The following is a 17,547-nucleotide window of genomic DNA, read 5'->3' on the forward strand; positions in this document are numbered from 1 at the left end:
TCTTTACGTTGTCTTACGTTCAGGCGCGGCTTCATGACAGGTAGCGCCGCGCTTACCAGACCTATAAGGGCACAGGTCTGATAAGCGCAGCGCCAGCGAATAACTTATCAATGCCGGAATGGATTGCCGTTATTGCTGTTGGCGCGAGCGGCGGTCGGCTGTACTGCCGGCGCGGCGCTATGGGCATTATAACCGTCTGCGGCAGCATCCTGATCTGGCGTTTCCGGCGCTACGCTTTCCGGCGACGTCGGGATAGGTTTACCCAACGTACTGTTAAGCGCGAGCAGATCCTGCTCGTTCAGCGTACCGAGCGCATATTTGATATTTAACTGATTAATCAAATAGGTATAACGCGCGTTGGCCAGTTGCTGCTTGGCATCATACAGAGTGGTGGTGGCATCCAGTACGTCAACAATGGTACGTGTACCGACCGAGTAACCGGCTTCCATTGCATCCAAAGAACTTTGCGCGGAAACGACTGCCTGTTTATACGCGTTGATGCTGCTGATGGAGGCGTTAATATTGTTAAAGGAAGAACGTACGGTCTGCACCACGCTACGGTGCGCGCTTTCCAGCTGTTCGCTTGCGCCGACGAAGTTATACTGCGCCTGTTTTACCTGCGAGTTAACCATCCCGCCTTGATACAGCGGCAGGGAGAAGTTCAGGCCGATTTTATTCTGCCCCATGTTGCTATCGTCGTACTGGGCGGAGTTGGTTTTAGAACCGCTATAAGAGGTATCAGAAATGCCGGTTGAGGCCGTTAAATTCAGCGTCGGCAGATGGCCATCCTGCGCCTGACGGATTTGCTCGCGCGCCAGATCCTGACTTAAACGCGCCTGCAACAGCGACAGGTTACGGTTTTCCGCTTCCTTCAGCAGCGCATTAACAGCTTTGGGTTTGTCGGTTTTAAAATGCTCGACGTTAAGCGACGCCAGCTCCGGGTAATAATTGCCGGTTACCTGGCGCAGCTCTTCTACCGCGTTATCCAGGTTGTTGCGGGCGGTCACTTCATTCGCCAGTACGGTATCATATTGCGCACGGGCGTTTTGCACGTCGGTAATGGCGACCAGACCCACGTTAAAACGTTGCGTTGTTTGATCTAACTGACGGTAGATAGCCTCTTTTTGCGCCTGGGTATAGGAAAGCACATCAATAGCGTTCAATACCTTAAAATACGCGTTCGCGGTATTGAGGATCAGCGTCTGCTGATCGGTCTGATAGGTGACATCCTGAATGCCTGCTGCTTTTTCTTGCAGGGTGAGCCCACGCCATTTCGACATATCAAATAGCGTCTGCGTTAATTGCAGAGAAGCGCTGGTTTCATTGGAGTTGATACCGTTCGCATCGCGATAACCGTTGCTGTAGGTGTAGTCGGCACCTAAACCCAGTTGCGGCAGTAAAGGACTACGCGCTTCGTTAATTTTTTCGAATGCAGCATCGCGATCGGCAGCGGATTTACGCAATTCCGGGTTGCTCAGGCGTGCTTGCTGATAAACTTGCATCAGGTTCTCTGCCTGGCTTAGTGTGCTGAACCCCGACAGGCTCAGGCCGATAAGGATGGGGAGCAATTTCTTCATTTGCATTCCTTGTTGTGAAGCAGTATTTAGCGCTGATCAATTTGTAAAAATAATTGCTGATTCTAGCAGAATCCGCCACTGCAAAAAGTTGGCGTTACGTGCCATACGAGCCTTAATTGGCACCAATTTACCACAAGGGTGATAAAACAGCAGTCAACCACCCTTGAAATTCATCATTTAATCATTATTGCTAGCAGGGCAGCACAATGCGTAAATCAGACAACTTGCCAGTTACTTTCACCAAAAGCGATGTAGAAATTATTGCACGGGAAACGCGCTATCGCGGTTTTTTTTCATTGGATGTGTATCGATTCCGCCATCGTTTATTCAACGGAGAAATGAGTGGCGAGGTAAAGCGCGAAATTTTTGAGCGCGGGCACGCCGCCGTCTTGCTACCCTTTGACCCTGAACGCGACGAGGTGGTGCTGGTCGAACAGATTCGTATTGCCGCGTATGACACAAGCGTTACGCCGTGGCTGCTGGAGATGGTCGCCGGCATGATAGAAGAAGGCGAAACCATTGAGGCGGTCGCCCGGCGGGAGGCGATGGAAGAAGCGGGGCTGACCGTGGGCCGCACCCGACCGGTCATCAGTTACCTGGCGAGCCCAGGAGGAACCAGCGAGCGCTCATCTATTCTGGTGGGTGAAGTGGACGCCACGACCGCGGCAGGTATTCATGGTCTGGCGGATGAAAACGAAGATATTCGGGTTCATGTGGTAAGCCGGGAACAGGCATACCAGTGGGTAGAAGAGGGGAAAATCGACAACGCAGCCGCAGTCATCGCTTTGCAATGGCTTCAGTTGCATCATCAAGAGTTAAAAAACGAGTGGAAAAAATGAAGCGTTATACACCTGACTTCCCAGAAATGATGCGTTTGTGCGAAACCAATTTTTCGCAATTGCGCCGCCTGCTGCCGCGCAATGACGCCCCCGGTGAAACGGTGAGCTATCAGGTGGGCAACGTACAATATCGGTTAACGATTGTGGAATCGACCCGATACACTACGCTTGTAACGATCGAGCAAACGGCGCCAGCCATCACCTACTGGAGCCTGCCGTCGCTGACGGTGCGCCTCTACCATGATGCGATGGTGGCTGAAGTGTGTTCAAGCCAGCAGATCTTTCGCTTCAAAGCGCGGTATGATTATCCAAATAAAAAGTTGCATCAACGCGACGAAAAGCATCAAATTAATCAGTTTCTGGCCGACTGGCTACGATTCTGTTTAGCACATGGAGCGATGGCGATTCCGGTTTATTAGCGTCGTGAAACCTAAGGACACCATTTGGAAAGCCTGTTAACCCTACCTCTGGCTGGTGAGGCCCGAGTCAGGATTTTACAAATTACAGATACTCACCTGTTTGCCGAAAAGCATGAAACGCTGTTAGGCGTCAATACCTGGGAAAGTTACCAGGCCGTGCTGGAGGCTATTCGGGCGCAACAGTATGAATATGATCTGATCGTGGCCACCGGCGATCTGGCGCAGGATCAATCCGCTGCGGCTTATCAGCATTTTGCTGAGGGTATCGCAAGCTTTCGCGCGCCTTGCGTTTGGCTACCGGGCAATCATGATTTTCAGCCGGCAATGTACAGCGCGCTGCAAGAGGCGGGGATTTCCCCGGCTAAACGCGTGTTAATCGGTGAACAATGGCAGATTTTGTTGCTGGATAGCCAGGTGTTTGGCGTTCCGCATGGCGAACTGAGCGAGTTCCAACTGGAATGGCTTGAGCGTAAGCTCGCCGATGCGCCAGAGAGACAGACATTGCTCCTTTTGCACCACCATCCGTTGCCGGCAGGGTGCAGTTGGTTGGATCAGCACAGCTTGCGTAATGCCGGTGAGCTGGATAGCGTGCTGGCGAATTTCCCGCGTGTAAAATATCTGTTATGCGGACATATTCACCAGGAGCTGGATCTTGACTGGAACGGTCGCCGTCTGCTGGCGTCGCCGTCAACCTGCGTACAGTTCAAACCGCACTGCGCGAACTTTACGCTGGATACTATCGCGCCGGGCTGGCGTACGCTGGAGCTCCAGGCGAACGGCGTCCTGGAGACGGAAGTGCATCGCCTGCAGGATACCCGGTTCCGACCCGATACCGCTTCGGAAGGATACTGATGTCTACGCTTCTCTATTTGCACGGATTCAACAGTTCCCCTCGCTCGGCAAAAGCGTGCCAGCTAAAAAACTGGCTGGCGGAGCGTCATCCGCATGTCGAGATGATCGTCCCTCAACTACCGCCGTATCCTGCCGATGCGGCGGAGTTGCTGGAATCTCTCGTGCTTGAGCATGGCGGTGCGCCATTAGGGCTGGTAGGATCGTCGCTGGGTGGTTATTACGCCACCTGGCTGTCGCAATGTTTTATGCTGCCGGCTGTGGTGGTGAATCCCGCCGTGCGGCCCTTTGAATTACTGACCGACTATCTCGGTCAGAACGAGAACCCCTACACCGGGCAGCAATATGTGCTAGAGTCTCGCCATATTTATGATCTTAAAGTCATGCAGATTGACCCGCTGGAAGCGCCGGACCTGATCTGGCTACTGCAACAGACGGGCGATGAAGTGCTGGATTACCGCCAGGCGGTGGCATATTACGCCTCCTGCCGTCAGACAGTGACCGAGGGGGGTAATCACGCATTCACGGGCTTCGAAGATTATTTCAACCAGATTGTCGATTTTCTTGGACTGCACAGTTGCTGACAATCAATTCGAATTGCTAATTAAACCATGACGCAAACTTATAACGCTGATGCCATTGAGGTACTCACTGGGCTTGAGCCGGTACGCCGCCGCCCGGGGATGTACACCGATACGACCCGCCCCAACCATTTGGGTCAGGAAGTGATTGATAATAGTGTGGATGAAGCACTGGCAGGTCACGCCAAACGCGTGGATGTCATTTTACATGCCGATCAATCGCTGGAAGTGATTGACGACGGACGCGGGATGCCGGTGGATATCCATCCGGAAGAGGGGGTTCCGGCGGTAGAACTGATCCTCTGTCGGCTTCATGCCGGCGGTAAATTCTCCAATAAGAACTATCAGTTCTCTGGTGGTCTGCATGGGGTGGGGATTTCGGTAGTGAATGCCCTGTCAAAGCGCGTGGAAGTGACCGTGCGCCGCGACGGTCAGGTCTATAACATCGCGTTTGAAAACGGCGAAAAAGTGCAGGATTTGCAGGTTGTCGGCACCTGCGGTAAACGTAATACTGGCACCAGCGTGCATTTCTGGCCGGACGAAAGTTTCTTCGACAGCCCGCGTTTTTCTGTCTCTCGCTTAATGCACGTTCTGAAAGCAAAAGCGGTGCTGTGTCCCGGCGTGGAAATCACTTTTAAAGATGAAGTGAATAACAGCGAGCAGCGCTGGTGCTACCAGGATGGTCTGAACGACTATCTGGGCGAAGCGGTAAACGGCCTGCCGACGCTGCCGGAAAAGCCGTTTATCGGTAATTTTAACGGTGAAACGGAAGCTGTTGACTGGGCGCTATTGTGGCTGCCGGAAGGCGGCGAATTACTGACGGAAAGCTACGTCAACCTGATCCCGACCATGCAGGGGGGGACGCACGTCAACGGTCTGCGCCAGGGCCTGCTCGACGCGATGCGCGAATTTTGCGAATACCGCAATATTCTGCCGCGCGGCGTCAAACTGTCGGCGGAAGATATCTGGGATCGCTGCGCTTATGTGCTCTCCGTGAAAATGCAGGACCCGCAATTTGCCGGGCAGACCAAAGAGCGTCTGTCGTCGCGTCAATGTGCGGCATTTGTTTCCGGCGTGGTGAAAGATGCCTTCAGCCTGTGGCTGAACCAGAACGTGCAGGCGGCGGAACAACTGGCAGAGATGGCGATTGCCAGCGCGCAGCGGCGACTGCGCGCCGCAAAAAAAGTGGTACGCAAAAAGCTCACCAGCGGTCCGGCGTTGCCGGGGAAACTGGCGGACTGTACCGCGCAGGATCTTAATCGGACCGAGCTGTTCCTTGTGGAAGGGGATTCGGCAGGCGGTTCCGCCAAGCAGGCGCGCGATCGCGAATATCAGGCGATCATGCCGCTCAAAGGTAAGATCCTTAACACCTGGGAGGTCTCTTCCGATGAAGTGCTGGCCTCGCAAGAGGTGCATGATATTTCCGTGGCGATCGGTATCGATCCGGACAGCGACGATCTGAGTCAGCTGCGCTACGGCAAGATCTGTATCCTGGCGGATGCGGACTCCGATGGTTTGCATATCGCTACGCTGCTTTGCGCGCTGTTTGTCAGACATTTCCGCGCGCTGGTGAAGAATGGTCATGTCTACGTCGCGCTACCGCCGCTGTACCGTATCGATTTGGGTAAAGAGGTCTATTACGCGCTGACGGAAGAAGAGAAGGCAGGCGTACTGGAACAACTGAAGCGTAAGAAAGGCAAGCCGAACGTACAGCGTTTCAAAGGCCTGGGTGAAATGAACCCGATGCAGTTACGCGAAACCACGCTTGATCCAAATACTCGCCGCCTGGTGCAGCTCACCATTAGCGATGAAGACGATCAGCGTACTAACGCGATGATGGATATGCTGCTGGCGAAGAAACGTTCTGAAGATCGACGCAACTGGCTACAGGAAAAAGGCGATCTCGCGGATCTCGACGTGTAACGGTTGTTGCACGCTTTATCCGGTCTGCATGCCGCAGGCCGGATAAGCGAATCCGACATGACGCCACAGCCTGATGGCGACACTTGCGCATCGCATCAGGGAGACGTCAGACGAGGGTAATAACTTAAACGCCGGATTCCAGAATACGAATATTCATTTCCAGCACATCGTCTTTTACCGCGTCGCTGTAGGCTTTCATATGTGGGGTTTGCAGATGCGCCTCAAGGTGCGCAACGCTTTCCCACTGTTCAATCATCACGATCGAGTCAGGCGCCAGAGTCTGAAAACTCACGCCCGCGGCATGATCCACCATCGGCGCGTAACCGTGACACCCCTCTTCTTTAAGAACGGTTGGAATAATTTTCGCAAACTGGTCGAGGACGGCCTGACGGTGATGTTGGCCCGGACGCGTGCGAATTTCGGCAATGACGGTAAGCATGGTTAACTCCTTCTAATTCCAGGATGACCAGTTAAGCAAAAATTTCGCTCAGATGCTTGCGATATTCTGCGGTATAGCGCGGAACATCCGGCATTTTAATCACGTCGTTGGCAATAAACGTTGGCAGCGCGTCCATGCCCAGGAACTGGTTGGCTTTATGGAATGGCAGATAGACGCCATCTACGCCTACGCCGTGGAAAAACTGATCTTTTTCGGTAAATGCTTCCATCGGCGCGTTCCACGTCAGTGACAGCATATATTTTTTCCCCTGCACCAGACCGCCGGAACCGTACTTTTTAGCGGCATCGGAACGCGTGCGGCCATCGCTGGCATAGAGCGTGCCGTGACCTTCGGTAAAGACATCATCCATATATTTTTTTACTGTCCATGGCGCGCCCATCCACCAGCCTGGCATCTGCCAAATCACCACGTCAGCCCAGACGAAATTCTGCACCTCTTCTTTAATGTCATAGTCGCTGTCGGCGCGGACGATCTTAACCTGATGACCCAGATCGCGCAGCAGCCCATCGGCAACTTCGGTCAGGGTGTCATTCAACTGGCCGTTGGAGTGCGCGAATTTTTTCGCCCCGTTGATAATCAGGATGTTACTCATTTTGTGTCCTCAAGAAATGCGTTTGCTGCTGATTCTACGCTGACGGGCGGTGCGGTGAAATTAGCAAAATGTGCAAAGTCTTTTGCGTTTTTGGCAAAAGTCTCTGTTACCAACTTACTACGGCCTCAAATCCACCTTCCGCGGCGTTGCCAAACGACACCGTCATGCCGTGTAGCGTAGCGATGCGGCGGACGATTGATAATCCCAGACCGCTGCCGGTCACACTTTGGCCAGGCGGGCGGTAAAAACGCTCGCCGATATGCGTCAGAATCTCTGGCGCTACGCCGGGGCCATTATCTCTGACGGTGAAGCTGCGGGCATGTAAGGTAACATCGACGACGCTGCCCTGCGGACTGTAGCGAATCGCATTATCCAGCAGGTTACGCACTAACAGGCTTAAGAGTAGCGGCTGACCGGTACGTATGACGTCATGGGCGTTAAGCTGTAAACGCACGTCGATATTCGCCTGCTGCGCCGGATGATAAATATCCATTACCGCGGACTGCAGCAGTTCTTCCAGCGAAATCTCCGCCACATCCTGCAAATTATTGAGCGAGTCGAGACGCGATAACGTCAGTAGCTGATCGACCAGCCGCGTGGCGCGATCGATCCCCGCATGGAGCTGGGTCAGCGCTTTATCACGCGATAGCGGATCGTCGCCCGAGAGCTGCGCCACCTCGGTTTGTACTTTCAGCGCGGCCAGCGGGCTGCGCAATTCATGGGCGGCGTCGGAGGTAAATCGCCGTTCGCGCACCATCATGGAGTGGATGCGGCTAAAAAGCTGATTAAGCGCTTCGACCAGTGGGCGAACCTCGCTCGGTACGCCTTTGGCGTCGAGCGGCGTTTCCGATTCCGGCGACCGGAAGCGTAGCGCCTGCGCCAGTTTTTTCAACGGTCTGAGCTCGCGGTGAAGCAGGAGCAATAAAATCAGCAGCATGAAGGGAAGGGCGATCAGCCACGGCGTTAATTGCGCCGCTACGATCGCCAGCGCCATATCTTCGCGGTAATCCCACTCCTGACCGACGACGATACGATACTTGCCGTCCGCCGAGTTCAACCACAAAAAACGCCAGAGGTCGTTGTCATCCTTCAGATAGCCATTGTCGAAACCTTCCCGGCGATAGCGATACGGAATATCCTGACCGTTGTCGCCATCATGCAGCAACATTTTGCCATCAGCGGAAAAGATGGCGAACGCCAGCGCATCGTCATCGATATGCCCATGTTTTAATTTCTTTGGCGTATGCGCCATGCGCTGCGGGGCGTTGATCTCGTTAAGATCGAGGGTGCTAAGCCGTCTGGCGAACAACATCAACTGTGTGTCAAACAGCTCGTCGACATTATCCGTCGTCTTTCTCCAGGCCACAAAACTGGAAATTGCCCAAGTGATGGAGACCAGAATCAGGAAAATAAGCGTCAGCCTGACGCGCAGGCTGAGACGTTGCGTCAATTTCATGCGTCACCCAGGGTGTAGCCGATGCCGTGTACGGTGCGAATAAATTCGCTGCCGAGCTTGCGGCGTAAATGATGAACATGGACTTCCACTGCATTGCTGGACACGTCGTCATCCCAGTTATACAGCTTCTCTTCAATAAGCTTGCGCGGCAGCACGCGACCTTTGTTGCGCAGTAAGAGTTCCAGCAACGCGAACTCTTTTGGTTTTAAGGCCAGCGGTTCGCCGGCAAGCGTCGCGACGAGATTGCCTGGATTGAGCGTCACCTGGCCGTGGCGCAATTCGCTACTGGCCTGACCGCTGGCGCGGCGTACCAGCGCCTCCAGACGGGCGGCGACCTCAATGAGCGCGAAAGGTTTACATAAATAGTCATCGGCGCCCAGACGTAGCCCCTCGACGCGCTCTGCTAACGCGTCGCGCGCCGTCAGGATCAGTACCGGTTCCGGTTTACCCTTTTCGCGCCATTCGCGCAAAATATCCCGTCCGTCCATGCCTGGCAGCGTCAAATCTAAAATAACCGCATCATAAGGCGCGCTGTAAAGCGCCTCTTTGCCCGGACGTCCCTCGGTAAACCAGTCGACGCTGAAACCCATTTTACTCAGGCCCGCTTTTATGCCATCGCCAATAAGTGTGTCATCTTCTACCAGTAAAATTCGCATCTGTTCTTCCTTGCGGTAACTCGCGTTACCGTCAGTTAACCTTGTCGCCGCAGGCGATGTACAGAAAAAAAGATTCTTTTTTTGCCTTAAGAAGTTGTTAAGGATTACCTTATTAAATGGATCTGAAACGACATGAAAGGGAAAAGTAATCATGAAAAAATTAGCTGCAATCGTTGCCGTTATGGCACTGTGTTCTACCCCGGTTCTGGCGGCTCAGCAGGGCGGTTTCTCCGGCCCGTCGGCGACGCAAACGCAAGGCGGCGGATTTGTCGGCCCGAACGGCAGCAGCACGACGGTAGAGAGCGCTAAATCGCTGCGTGACGATGCGTGGGTAACGCTGCGCGGGAATATCGTTGAGCGCATTTCCGACGACCTGTATGTGTTTAAAGATGCGACCGGTACTATCAATGTGGATATTGACCACAAGCGCTGGAACGGCCTGACCGTAACCCCGCAGGATACCGTTGAAATTCAGGGTGAAGTGGATAAAGACTGGAACTCTGTCGAAATCGACGTAAAACAGATTCGTAAAGTGAATCCGTAATCCCACATTGCGCAAGATCGGTCAGGATTCACCGCCGCCCGGTGGGCAGAATAGGCCACAAGGAGGCAGTGATGAATGACCTGATCAGCGCGGCTTATTCCGAACGTCTGCGGCGCGTTTGCGACCACATTGAGCGTCATCTGGATGAGCCTCTGTCGATTGAGGCGTTAAGCCGGATGGCGCACAGCTCGCCGTTTCATTTTCATCGGCAGTTTACCGCCTGGAGCGGGCTTCCGCTCTATCGCTATATCCAGTGGCTGCGTTTGCGCCGTGCGTCATGGCGGCTGGCGTTTAACCCGCAGGATAAAGTTATCGATATCGCGCTGGATGCCGGGTTCCAGAATCCGGAGTCGTTCACACGTGCTTTCAAAACCGCGTTTGGTCAAAGCCCGCGCCGGTTTCGGCAATCGCCGGACTGGCTGGCCTGGAACCAACGCGTTCCTAAACTTGCGTTACAGGAGCAGCATGTCATGGACGTAAAAATCGTTGAATTTCCACCTACCCGCGTCGCGATGCTGACGCATCTGGGGCATCCGGATAAGGTCAACGCCAGCGCGGCGAAATTTATTGCATGGCGGCGCGAAACGGGTCAGTCGCCGATTGCCAGCAGTCAAACTTTTGGTATTGCCTGGCACGACCCGCAGACGACGCCGCCGGATCAATTCCGCTTTGATATCTGCGGCAGCGTCCACCAGCCGATAGCCGAAAATGACGTTGGCGTGGTGAATAGCGAGATTCCTGGCGGGCGCTGCGCGGTGGTGCGCCATCAGGGATCGCTCGACAGCCTCCCGGAGAGCGTGTGGTATTTATTCCGCGAATGGCTACCGGCCAGCGGCGAGACGCTGCGCGATTTTCCGGTCTTCTTCCAGTACCTGAATTTCGTCAATGAGGTGGCGGAACATGAGCTGCTGACGGATATCTATCTGCCGCTTCGTTAACTTCCTCGCAACCTGTCTCACGGTTTGTGACTCAGACCGTGAGATAGGGTATTATCTGCGGCAATATTGCCGTCCGAACGGTCAGCATGCAGATTGAGGATCCCCTGTTAATGAGCGATATGGCAGAGCGCCTTGCGCTACATGAATTTACGGAAAACGCCTACTTAAACTACTCCATGTACGTGATCATGGATCGTGCGTTGCCGTTTATTGGCGACGGCCTGAAGCCGGTACAGCGCCGCATCGTCTATGCGATGTCAGAGCTGGGGCTGAACGCCAGCGCTAAATTTAAAAAATCCGCCCGTACCGTCGGTGACGTACTGGGTAAGTATCATCCGCACGGCGACAGCGCCTGCTATGAAGCCATGGTGCTAATGGCGCAGCCGTTCTCTTACCGTTACCCGCTGGTCGATGGCCAGGGAAACTGGGGCGCGCCGGATGATCCGAAGTCATTCGCGGCAATGCGTTATACCGAATCTCGCCTGTCCAAATATGCCGAGCTGCTGTTAAGCGAACTCGGTCAGGGGACGGCGGACTGGGTGCCAAACTTCGACGGCACGATGCAGGAACCGAAAATGTTACCGGCGCGTCTGCCGAACATCCTGCTGAACGGCACCACCGGTATTGCGGTGGGCATGGCAACAGATATCCCGCCGCACAACCTGCGCGAAGTGGCGAAAGCGGCGATTACGCTGATTGAGCAGCCGAAAACGACGCTGGATCAGTTGCTGGATATCGTCCAGGGGCCGGATTACCCGACCGAAGCGGAGATCATTACCCCACGTGCGGAAATTCGTAAAATTTACGAAAACGGGCGGGGCTCCGTGCGTATGCGCGCGGTATGGACCAAAGAAGACGGCGCCGTGGTAATTTCCGCGCTGCCGCATCAGGTGTCTGGCGCGAAAGTGTTGGAGCAGATTGCTGCGCAGATGCGTAATAAAAAACTGCCGATGGTGGACGATCTGCGCGATGAATCGGATCACGAAAACCCGACGCGTTTAGTGATTGTGCCACGCTCCAACCGTGTGGATATGGAACAGGTGATGAACCATCTGTTCGCCACCACCGATCTGGAAAAAAGCTACCGTATTAACCTGAACATGATCGGTCTGGATGGTCGTCCGGCGGTGAAAAACCTGCTGGAGATCCTCACCGAGTGGTTGGCGTTCCGTCGCGACACGGTACGCCGTCGTCTGAACTATCGTCTGGAGAAAGTGCTTAAGCGCCTGCATATTCTCGAAGGTTTGCTGGTGGCGTTTCTCAACATCGACGAAGTGATTGAGATTATCCGTAACGAGGATGAGCCGAAACCCGCGCTGATGTCGCGTTTCGGCATCAGCGAAACCCAGGCGGAAGCGATTCTCGAACTGAAACTGCGCCATCTCGCCAAACTGGAAGAGATGAAAATTCGCGGCGAGCAGGACGAGCTGGAAAAAGAGCGGGACCAGTTGCAGGGCATTCTCGCGTCCGAACGCAAAATGAATACCTTGCTGAAAAAAGAGCTACAGGCAGATTCCGATGCCTATGGCGACGATCGCCGTTCTCCGCTGCGTGAGCGCGAAGAAGCTAAAGCGATGAGCGAACACGACATGCTGCCGTCCGAACCGGTGACTATCGTGCTGTCGCAGATGGGCTGGGTGCGCAGCGCCAAAGGTCATGATATTGATGCGCCGGGGCTTAACTATAAAGCGGGCGACAGCTTTAAAGCCGCGGTGAAAGGTAAGAGCAATCAACCGGTGGTGTTTATTGATACCACCGGGCGCAGCTATGCTATTGATCCCATTACGCTTCCCTCGGCGCGTGGGCAGGGCGAGCCGCTGACCGGCAAACTCACGCTGCCGCCGGGGGCGACCGTAGAGCATATGCTGATGGAAGGCGATGACCAGAAACTGCTGATGGCGTCGGATGCGGGCTACGGCTTCGTTTGTACGTTTAACGATCTGGTTGCCCGTAACCGTGCCGGTAAGGCGTTGATTACACTGCCGGAAAATGCGCACGTCATGCCGCCGCTGGTGATTGAAGACGAGCACGATATGCTGCTGGCGATTACCCAGGCCGGACGGATGTTGATGTTCCCGGTAGACTCTCTGCCGCAGCTGTCGAAAGGCAAAGGGAATAAGATCATTAATATCCCCTCTGCAGAAGCGGCGAAAGGCGATGATGGACTGGCGCACCTGTACGTGCTGCCGCCACAAAGCACTCTGACTATCCATGTCGGGAAGCGCAAAATCAAACTGCGCCCTGAAGAGTTACAGAAGGTGGTCGGCGAACGCGGACGCCGTGGCACATTAATGCGCGGCCTGCAGCGTATCGATCGCATTGAGATTGATTCACCGCATCGTGTAAGTCATGGCGACAGCGAAGAGTAAGACAGGGGCACCCGTAAGCCGGACAAGGCATTTAAGCCGCCATCCGGCGATCTGCCGTTGCCGGATGACGACGCAGTAGCGTCTTATCCGGCCTACGGTTTCAGATCGGATTAACATTAAAATTTCCCGTAAAACCGTTGTTTATTCGTGCATTGCGATTAACAATACGTTTTTCCAGAGAGCCACACTTACCAAAATCCTAACCTGAATTTCAGGTGACGTAGAATGCCGGGCTCTTAGGCCTTCAGAGGTTGTTATGCTATATATTTTTCGTCTTATTGTTACCGTTATTTACTCCATTCTGGTCTGTGTTTTCGGTTCTATTTACTGCCTTTTCAGCCCACGTAACCCAAAACACGTGGCGACGTTTGGACATATGTTCGGCCGTCTGGCCCCGCTGTTTGGCCTGAAAGTGGAGTGCCGCAAACCCGCCGACGCGGAAAATTATGGCAATGCTATCTATATTGCTAACCATCAGAATAATTATGATATGGTCACGGCGGCGAATATTGTGCAGCCGCCAACGGTGACGGTGGGGAAAAAAAGCCTGCTTTGGATCCCGTTTTTTGGGCAACTGTACTGGCTGACCGGTAATCTGCTGATTGACCGTAATAACCGCGCCAAAGCGCATAGCACCATTGCGGCAGTGGTTAACCATTTTAAAAAGCGCCGTATTTCTATCTGGATGTTCCCTGAAGGTACGCGTAGCCGGGGACGCGGCCTGCTGCCGTTTAAAACCGGCGCGTTTCATGCGGCTATCGCGGCTGGTGTGCCGATCATTCCTGTCTGCGTTTCCAACACCTCTAACAAAGTCAATCTAAACCGCCTGAACAACGGACTGGTTATTGTGGAAATGCTGCCGCCAGTCGACGTCAGCGAATATGGTAAAGATCAGGTTCGCGAGCTGGCGGCCCACTGCCGTGCGTTAATGGAGCAAAAAATCGCGGAACTTGATAAAGAGGTTGCGGAACGTGAAGCGACCGGTAAGGTTTAAGCAGTCTTACTCTGTTATTGTAGAAATCATTTTTTCAGGCACAACTCTTTAGCCTGTTTTACATGGAGCTTATATGTCATTCAGTCGGCGTCAGTTTCTTCAGGCATCGGGAATCGCACTATGTGCAGGCGCGATTCCCCTCAGGGCGAATGCTGCCGGTCAGCAACAGCCGTTGCCTGTTCCGCCGTTGCTGGAGTCCCGTCGCGGGCAGCCGTTGTTTATGACGCTACAGCGAGCGCACTGGTCCTTTACGCAAGGCACGCGCGCGCCGGTCTGGGGAGTGAACGGTCGTTATCTGGGGCCGACAATCCGCGTCTGGAAAGGCGATGACGTTAAACTCATCTATAGCAACCGCCTGGCGGAAAATGTCTCCATGACGGTTGCTGGTTTACTGGTGCCGGGGCCGCTGATGGGTGGCCCGGCGCGTATGATGTCGCCGAACGCGGACTGGGCGCCGGTGTTGCCGATTCGTCAGAGCGCCGCGACGCTGTGGTATCACGCTAACACGCCTAACCGCACTGCGCAGCAGGTGTATAACGGCCTGGCAGGAATGTGGCTGGTCGAAGACGACATCAGTAAAACGCTGCCCATTCCGAACCATTACGGCGTGGATGATTTTCCCGTCATTATCCAGGATAAACGGCTGGATAACTTTGGGACGCCGGAGTACAGCGAACCGGGAAGCGGTGGTTTTGTCGGCGATACGCTGCTGGTGAACGGCGCGCAAAGCCCCTATGTCGAAGTGTCCCGCGGCTGGGTGCGGTTACGGTTGTTGAACGCCTCGAACTCGCGGCGCTATCAGCTTCAGATGAGCGATGGCCGGGCGCTGCATGTGATTTCAGGCGATCAGGGCTTTTTACCTGCGCCGGTTTCCGTCAAACAGTTGTCACTGGCGCCCGGCGAGCGACGTGAAATCCTGGTTGATATGACCAACGGCGACGAAGTCTCGATCACCTGCGGGGAAGCGGCCAGCATAGTCGATCGGATTCGCGGTTTCTTTGAGCCTTCCAGTATTCTGGTTTCGACCCTGGTGCTGACGTTACGGCCAACCGGATTGCTGCCGCTGGTGACCGATAATCTGCCGATGCGTCTGTTGCCGACGGAGATCATGAGCGGCGCGCCTGTCCGCAGTCGGGACATCAGTCTTGGCGACGATCCGGGGATTAACGGCCAACTGTGGGATGTGAATCGCATTGATATTACCGCCCAACAAGGCACCTGGGAGCGCTGGACGGTACGCGCCGATATGCCGCAGTCGTTCCATATTGAGGGCGTCTCTTTCCTGATTCGTAACGTCAACGGCGCTATGCCGTTCCCGGAAGATAGAGGCTGGAAAGATACCGTCTGGGTGGATGGGCAAGTCGAACTGCTGGTCTATTACGGTCAGCCGTCCTGGCCGCACTTCCCGTTCTATTTCAACAGCCAGACGCTGGAAATGGCTGACCGCGGCTCGATTGGGCAAATGCTGGTGAATCCAGCGTCGTAAAGCGTCCGAGTACGGGTCTGAATAGCGCAGACCCGTCAGGGTTTTCAGGAAGGAGCAAACAGCGTGGGAAGCAGCAGACTCAACTGCGGGAAGTAGCAAATCATCGCCATGACCACAAAGAGTGCCAGAAACATCGGTAATAGCGGTTTGACGACTTTATCAATACTGATTTTGCCGATACTGCAACCGACGAACAAAATAGTGCCTACCGGGGGCGTACACAGTCCGATGGTTAAATTGAAAACCATAATAATGCCAAAATGGACAGGGTCGATTCCCAGATGTTGAGCAATGGGAAGGAAAATAGGCGTAAAGATTAGAATAGCCGGGGTAATATCCATAAACGTCCCGACGAATAACAAAATGAGATTGATAATCAGCAAGATGACCCATTTATTTTCGGACACGCTGGTAATCATTTCATTAATCAGTTCAGGAACATCGGCATTGGTCATCGCCCATGACATTCCCATTGAGCAGCCGACCAGTAAGAGAACAATAGAGCTGGTTACTACCGAATCCAGCAGAATATCGCGCAACTTACTCACATTAATTTCTCGATAAATGGCCGCCAGCGCCAGGCTATAGATTACCGCGATCGCAGAGGCCTCTGTTGGCGTAAATACGCCGCCGATAATGCCGCCGATAATAATAAATATCAGCAACAGGCTGGGCAATGAATCGCGGAATACCGACAGAAACTGCCGCAGGTTGATGCGTTCGGCAACCGGGTAATGGTGGCGATGGGCATACAGCGCCGCTACCGTCATTAAAGCCAGCGCGGTTAAGATGCCGGGCAGGTAGCCCGCCAAAAACAGGGCGGCGACAGAGGTGCCGCCGCTAGCCAGCGAATAGACAATTAGCACGTTGCTGGGCGGGATCATCAAGCCAATCGGCGCCGAAGCGACGTTGATCGCCGTAGAGAACGCCGGAGAGTAGCCCTCTTTTTCCTGTAATGGCGACATGATGCCGCCCACCGCGGCCGCAGAAGCGACAGCCGAGCCGGATATCGCGCCAAACAGGGTGTTCGCCAGAATATTGCAGTGCGCCAGCGAACCGGGAAGGCGGCCAACTAACGCCTGAGCCAGATTCACCAGGCGCCGGGCGATTCCCCCGGTATTCATGATATTGCCGGCTAACACAAAAAAGGGGATCGCCAGCAGCGTAAAGCCATCGAGACCGACGGTCATTTTTTGTGAAATAACCGAGATTGCCGCATCCGGGGGAAGGGCTATCAGGATTGAGAATAAGGACGACAGCCCGATAGCGAATGTAATAGGAACGCCGACCGCCAGCATAATGGCAAAACTGCCAAATAAAACAATTATTGGGTAAATATATTCAAAGTCCATATATCCCTCGTTAGCGAAGATGGCGCTGATGATAATTATCAATAACGTTCACAATGGTGTAGTACACCAGGATGACGCCGCTAATCGGCATGACCCAATAGACTTTATCCATAGGCCATTTTAATACCGGGGACATTTGGCTGACGTGCGCCGCTTTTTCAACAATAATATCACCGCCGTACACCATAAAAATCAGCGCGAACACGGTAATAATCACCTGAATGATACTGTCGAGCACGAGGGCGGGCGTTCGGGAGAGTTTTTGCGCTAACAAATCGATAGCTAAATGTTTTTTTAATCCGGCGGTATAGACGCCGCCTAACAGAATCATCCACATAAAAAGAATCTGGGTGAATTCGTCGAGCGTGCTGCTTGGCGCGTTGAATATAAAGCGCGCCGCCACCTGCCAGGATACGCAGGCAACCATGATCGCCAGAATAATACAGCAGCACCCGGCCAGTATTTTGTTCAGTGCATTGGTGAGTATTCGCATATTACATCCTGTAAAGGGC

The 17,547-nt window shown here is 54.0% G+C and carries 17 protein-coding genes; 10 read left to right on the forward strand and 7 right to left on the reverse strand.

The features are described 5' to 3' along the window. Positions 1 to 107: 107 nt before the first annotated feature. Entirely contained in the window at positions 108 to 1,583 is a 1,476-nt protein-coding gene (tolC, locus tag EOS98_RS03380; protein WP_015899378.1) for an outer membrane channel protein TolC, read from the reverse strand. Between the two features lie 200 nt (positions 1,584 to 1,783). Between tolC and nudF the strand changes: the two genes are divergently transcribed. The 5 genes from nudF to parE are packed head-to-tail and all read left to right on the forward strand — an operon-like array spanning position 1,784 to position 6,188. After that, positions 1,784 to 2,416, forward strand: coding sequence for an ADP-ribose diphosphatase (nudF, locus tag EOS98_RS03385; protein WP_001231950.1), 633 nt, complete (start codon positions 1,784 to 1,786; stop codon positions 2,414 to 2,416). Beyond that, positions 2,413 to 2,835, forward strand: coding sequence for a DUF1249 family protein (locus tag EOS98_RS03390; RefSeq protein WP_000833404.1), 423 nt, complete (start codon positions 2,413 to 2,415; stop codon positions 2,833 to 2,835). The genes nudF and EOS98_RS03390 overlap by 4 nt, the downstream gene beginning before the upstream one ends. Positions 2,836 to 2,859: 24 nt before the next feature. Next, positions 2,860 to 3,687 carry a 3',5'-cyclic-AMP phosphodiesterase gene (gene cpdA, locus EOS98_RS03395; RefSeq protein ID WP_000444734.1) on the forward strand — a complete coding sequence of 276 codons (828 nt, stop codon included), beginning with the start codon at positions 2,860 to 2,862 and terminating at the stop codon, positions 3,685 to 3,687. Further along, on the forward strand, positions 3,687 to 4,268 hold the full coding sequence (yqiA, locus tag EOS98_RS03400) for an esterase YqiA (protein WP_000105725.1): 582 nt from the start codon (positions 3,687 to 3,689) through the stop codon (positions 4,266 to 4,268). Before cpdA ends, yqiA begins: the two co-directional genes overlap by 1 nt. Positions 4,269 to 4,295: 27 nt before the next feature. Beyond that, positions 4,296 to 6,188, forward strand: a complete 1,893-nt coding sequence (gene parE, locus EOS98_RS03405; RefSeq protein ID WP_000195318.1) for a DNA topoisomerase IV subunit B — start codon at positions 4,296 to 4,298, stop codon at positions 6,186 to 6,188. A gap of 124 nt (positions 6,189 to 6,312) precedes the next feature. Here the strand turns inward: parE and EOS98_RS03410 are convergent, their stop codons facing one another. The 4 genes from EOS98_RS03410 to qseB form a co-directional block, all read right to left on the reverse strand. Further along, positions 6,313 to 6,627: a putative quinol monooxygenase gene (locus EOS98_RS03410; protein WP_000958587.1), complete on the reverse strand. Its 315-nt coding sequence runs from the start codon at positions 6,625 to 6,627 to the stop codon at positions 6,313 to 6,315. Between the two features lie 31 nt (positions 6,628 to 6,658). Then, a complete protein-coding gene (locus EOS98_RS03415) occupies positions 6,659 to 7,240 on the reverse strand; it encodes an NAD(P)H-dependent oxidoreductase (protein ID WP_000065416.1) in 582 nt (193 codons plus the stop codon). A gap of 106 nt (positions 7,241 to 7,346) precedes the next feature. Beyond that, complete coding sequence (qseC, locus tag EOS98_RS03420) at positions 7,347 to 8,696, reverse strand: quorum sensing histidine kinase QseC (RefSeq protein ID WP_000779328.1); 1,350 nt, start codon at positions 8,694 to 8,696, stop codon at positions 7,347 to 7,349. Next, complete coding sequence (qseB, locus tag EOS98_RS03425; RefSeq protein WP_126523827.1) at positions 8,693 to 9,352, reverse strand: quorum sensing response regulator transcription factor QseB; 660 nt, start codon at positions 9,350 to 9,352, stop codon at positions 8,693 to 8,695. The genes qseC and qseB overlap by 4 nt, the downstream gene beginning before the upstream one ends. A 151-nt stretch (positions 9,353 to 9,503) precedes the next feature. Between qseB and EOS98_RS03430 the strand changes: the two genes are divergently transcribed. The 5 genes from EOS98_RS03430 (at position 9,504) to ftsP (ending at position 15,683) form a co-directional block, all read left to right on the forward strand. Next, positions 9,504 to 9,896: a YgiW/YdeI family stress tolerance OB fold protein gene (locus EOS98_RS03430; RefSeq protein ID WP_000731552.1), complete on the forward strand. Its 393-nt coding sequence runs from the start codon at positions 9,504 to 9,506 to the stop codon at positions 9,894 to 9,896. A 71-nt stretch (positions 9,897 to 9,967) separates the two neighbouring features. Next, positions 9,968 to 10,834: an AraC family transcriptional regulator gene (locus EOS98_RS03435; RefSeq protein ID WP_000998786.1), complete on the forward strand. Its 867-nt coding sequence runs from the start codon at positions 9,968 to 9,970 to the stop codon at positions 10,832 to 10,834. A 110-nt stretch (positions 10,835 to 10,944) separates the two neighbouring features. After that, entirely contained in the window at positions 10,945 to 13,203 is a 2,259-nt protein-coding gene (gene parC / locus EOS98_RS03440) for a DNA topoisomerase IV subunit A (RefSeq protein ID WP_001281853.1), read from the forward strand. A 256-nt stretch (positions 13,204 to 13,459) separates the two neighbouring features. After that, complete coding sequence (gene plsC, locus EOS98_RS03445; RefSeq protein WP_000965730.1) at positions 13,460 to 14,197, forward strand: 1-acylglycerol-3-phosphate O-acyltransferase; 738 nt, start codon at positions 13,460 to 13,462, stop codon at positions 14,195 to 14,197. A 73-nt stretch (positions 14,198 to 14,270) separates the two neighbouring features. After that, complete coding sequence (gene ftsP / locus EOS98_RS03450; protein WP_000010658.1) at positions 14,271 to 15,683, forward strand: cell division protein FtsP; 1,413 nt, start codon at positions 14,271 to 14,273, stop codon at positions 15,681 to 15,683. A 44-nt stretch (positions 15,684 to 15,727) separates the two neighbouring features. Here ftsP and EOS98_RS03455 read toward each other — a convergent pair whose 3' ends face one another. Next, positions 15,728 to 17,035: a TRAP transporter large permease gene (locus EOS98_RS03455; RefSeq protein WP_000345259.1), complete on the reverse strand. Its 1,308-nt coding sequence runs from the start codon at positions 17,033 to 17,035 to the stop codon at positions 15,728 to 15,730. Between the two features lie 10 nt (positions 17,036 to 17,045). Then, the gene (locus EOS98_RS03460) at positions 17,046 to 17,528 is read right to left on the reverse strand and encodes a TRAP transporter small permease (RefSeq protein WP_001221825.1); all 483 of its coding nucleotides are present in this window, start codon (positions 17,526 to 17,528) and stop codon (positions 17,046 to 17,048) included. Positions 17,529 to 17,547 lie beyond the last annotated feature (19 nt).

This window comes from Salmonella sp. SSDFZ69, from assembly GCF_004010755.1.
Classification (GTDB): domain Bacteria; phylum Pseudomonadota; class Gammaproteobacteria; order Enterobacterales; family Enterobacteriaceae; genus Salmonella; species Salmonella enterica.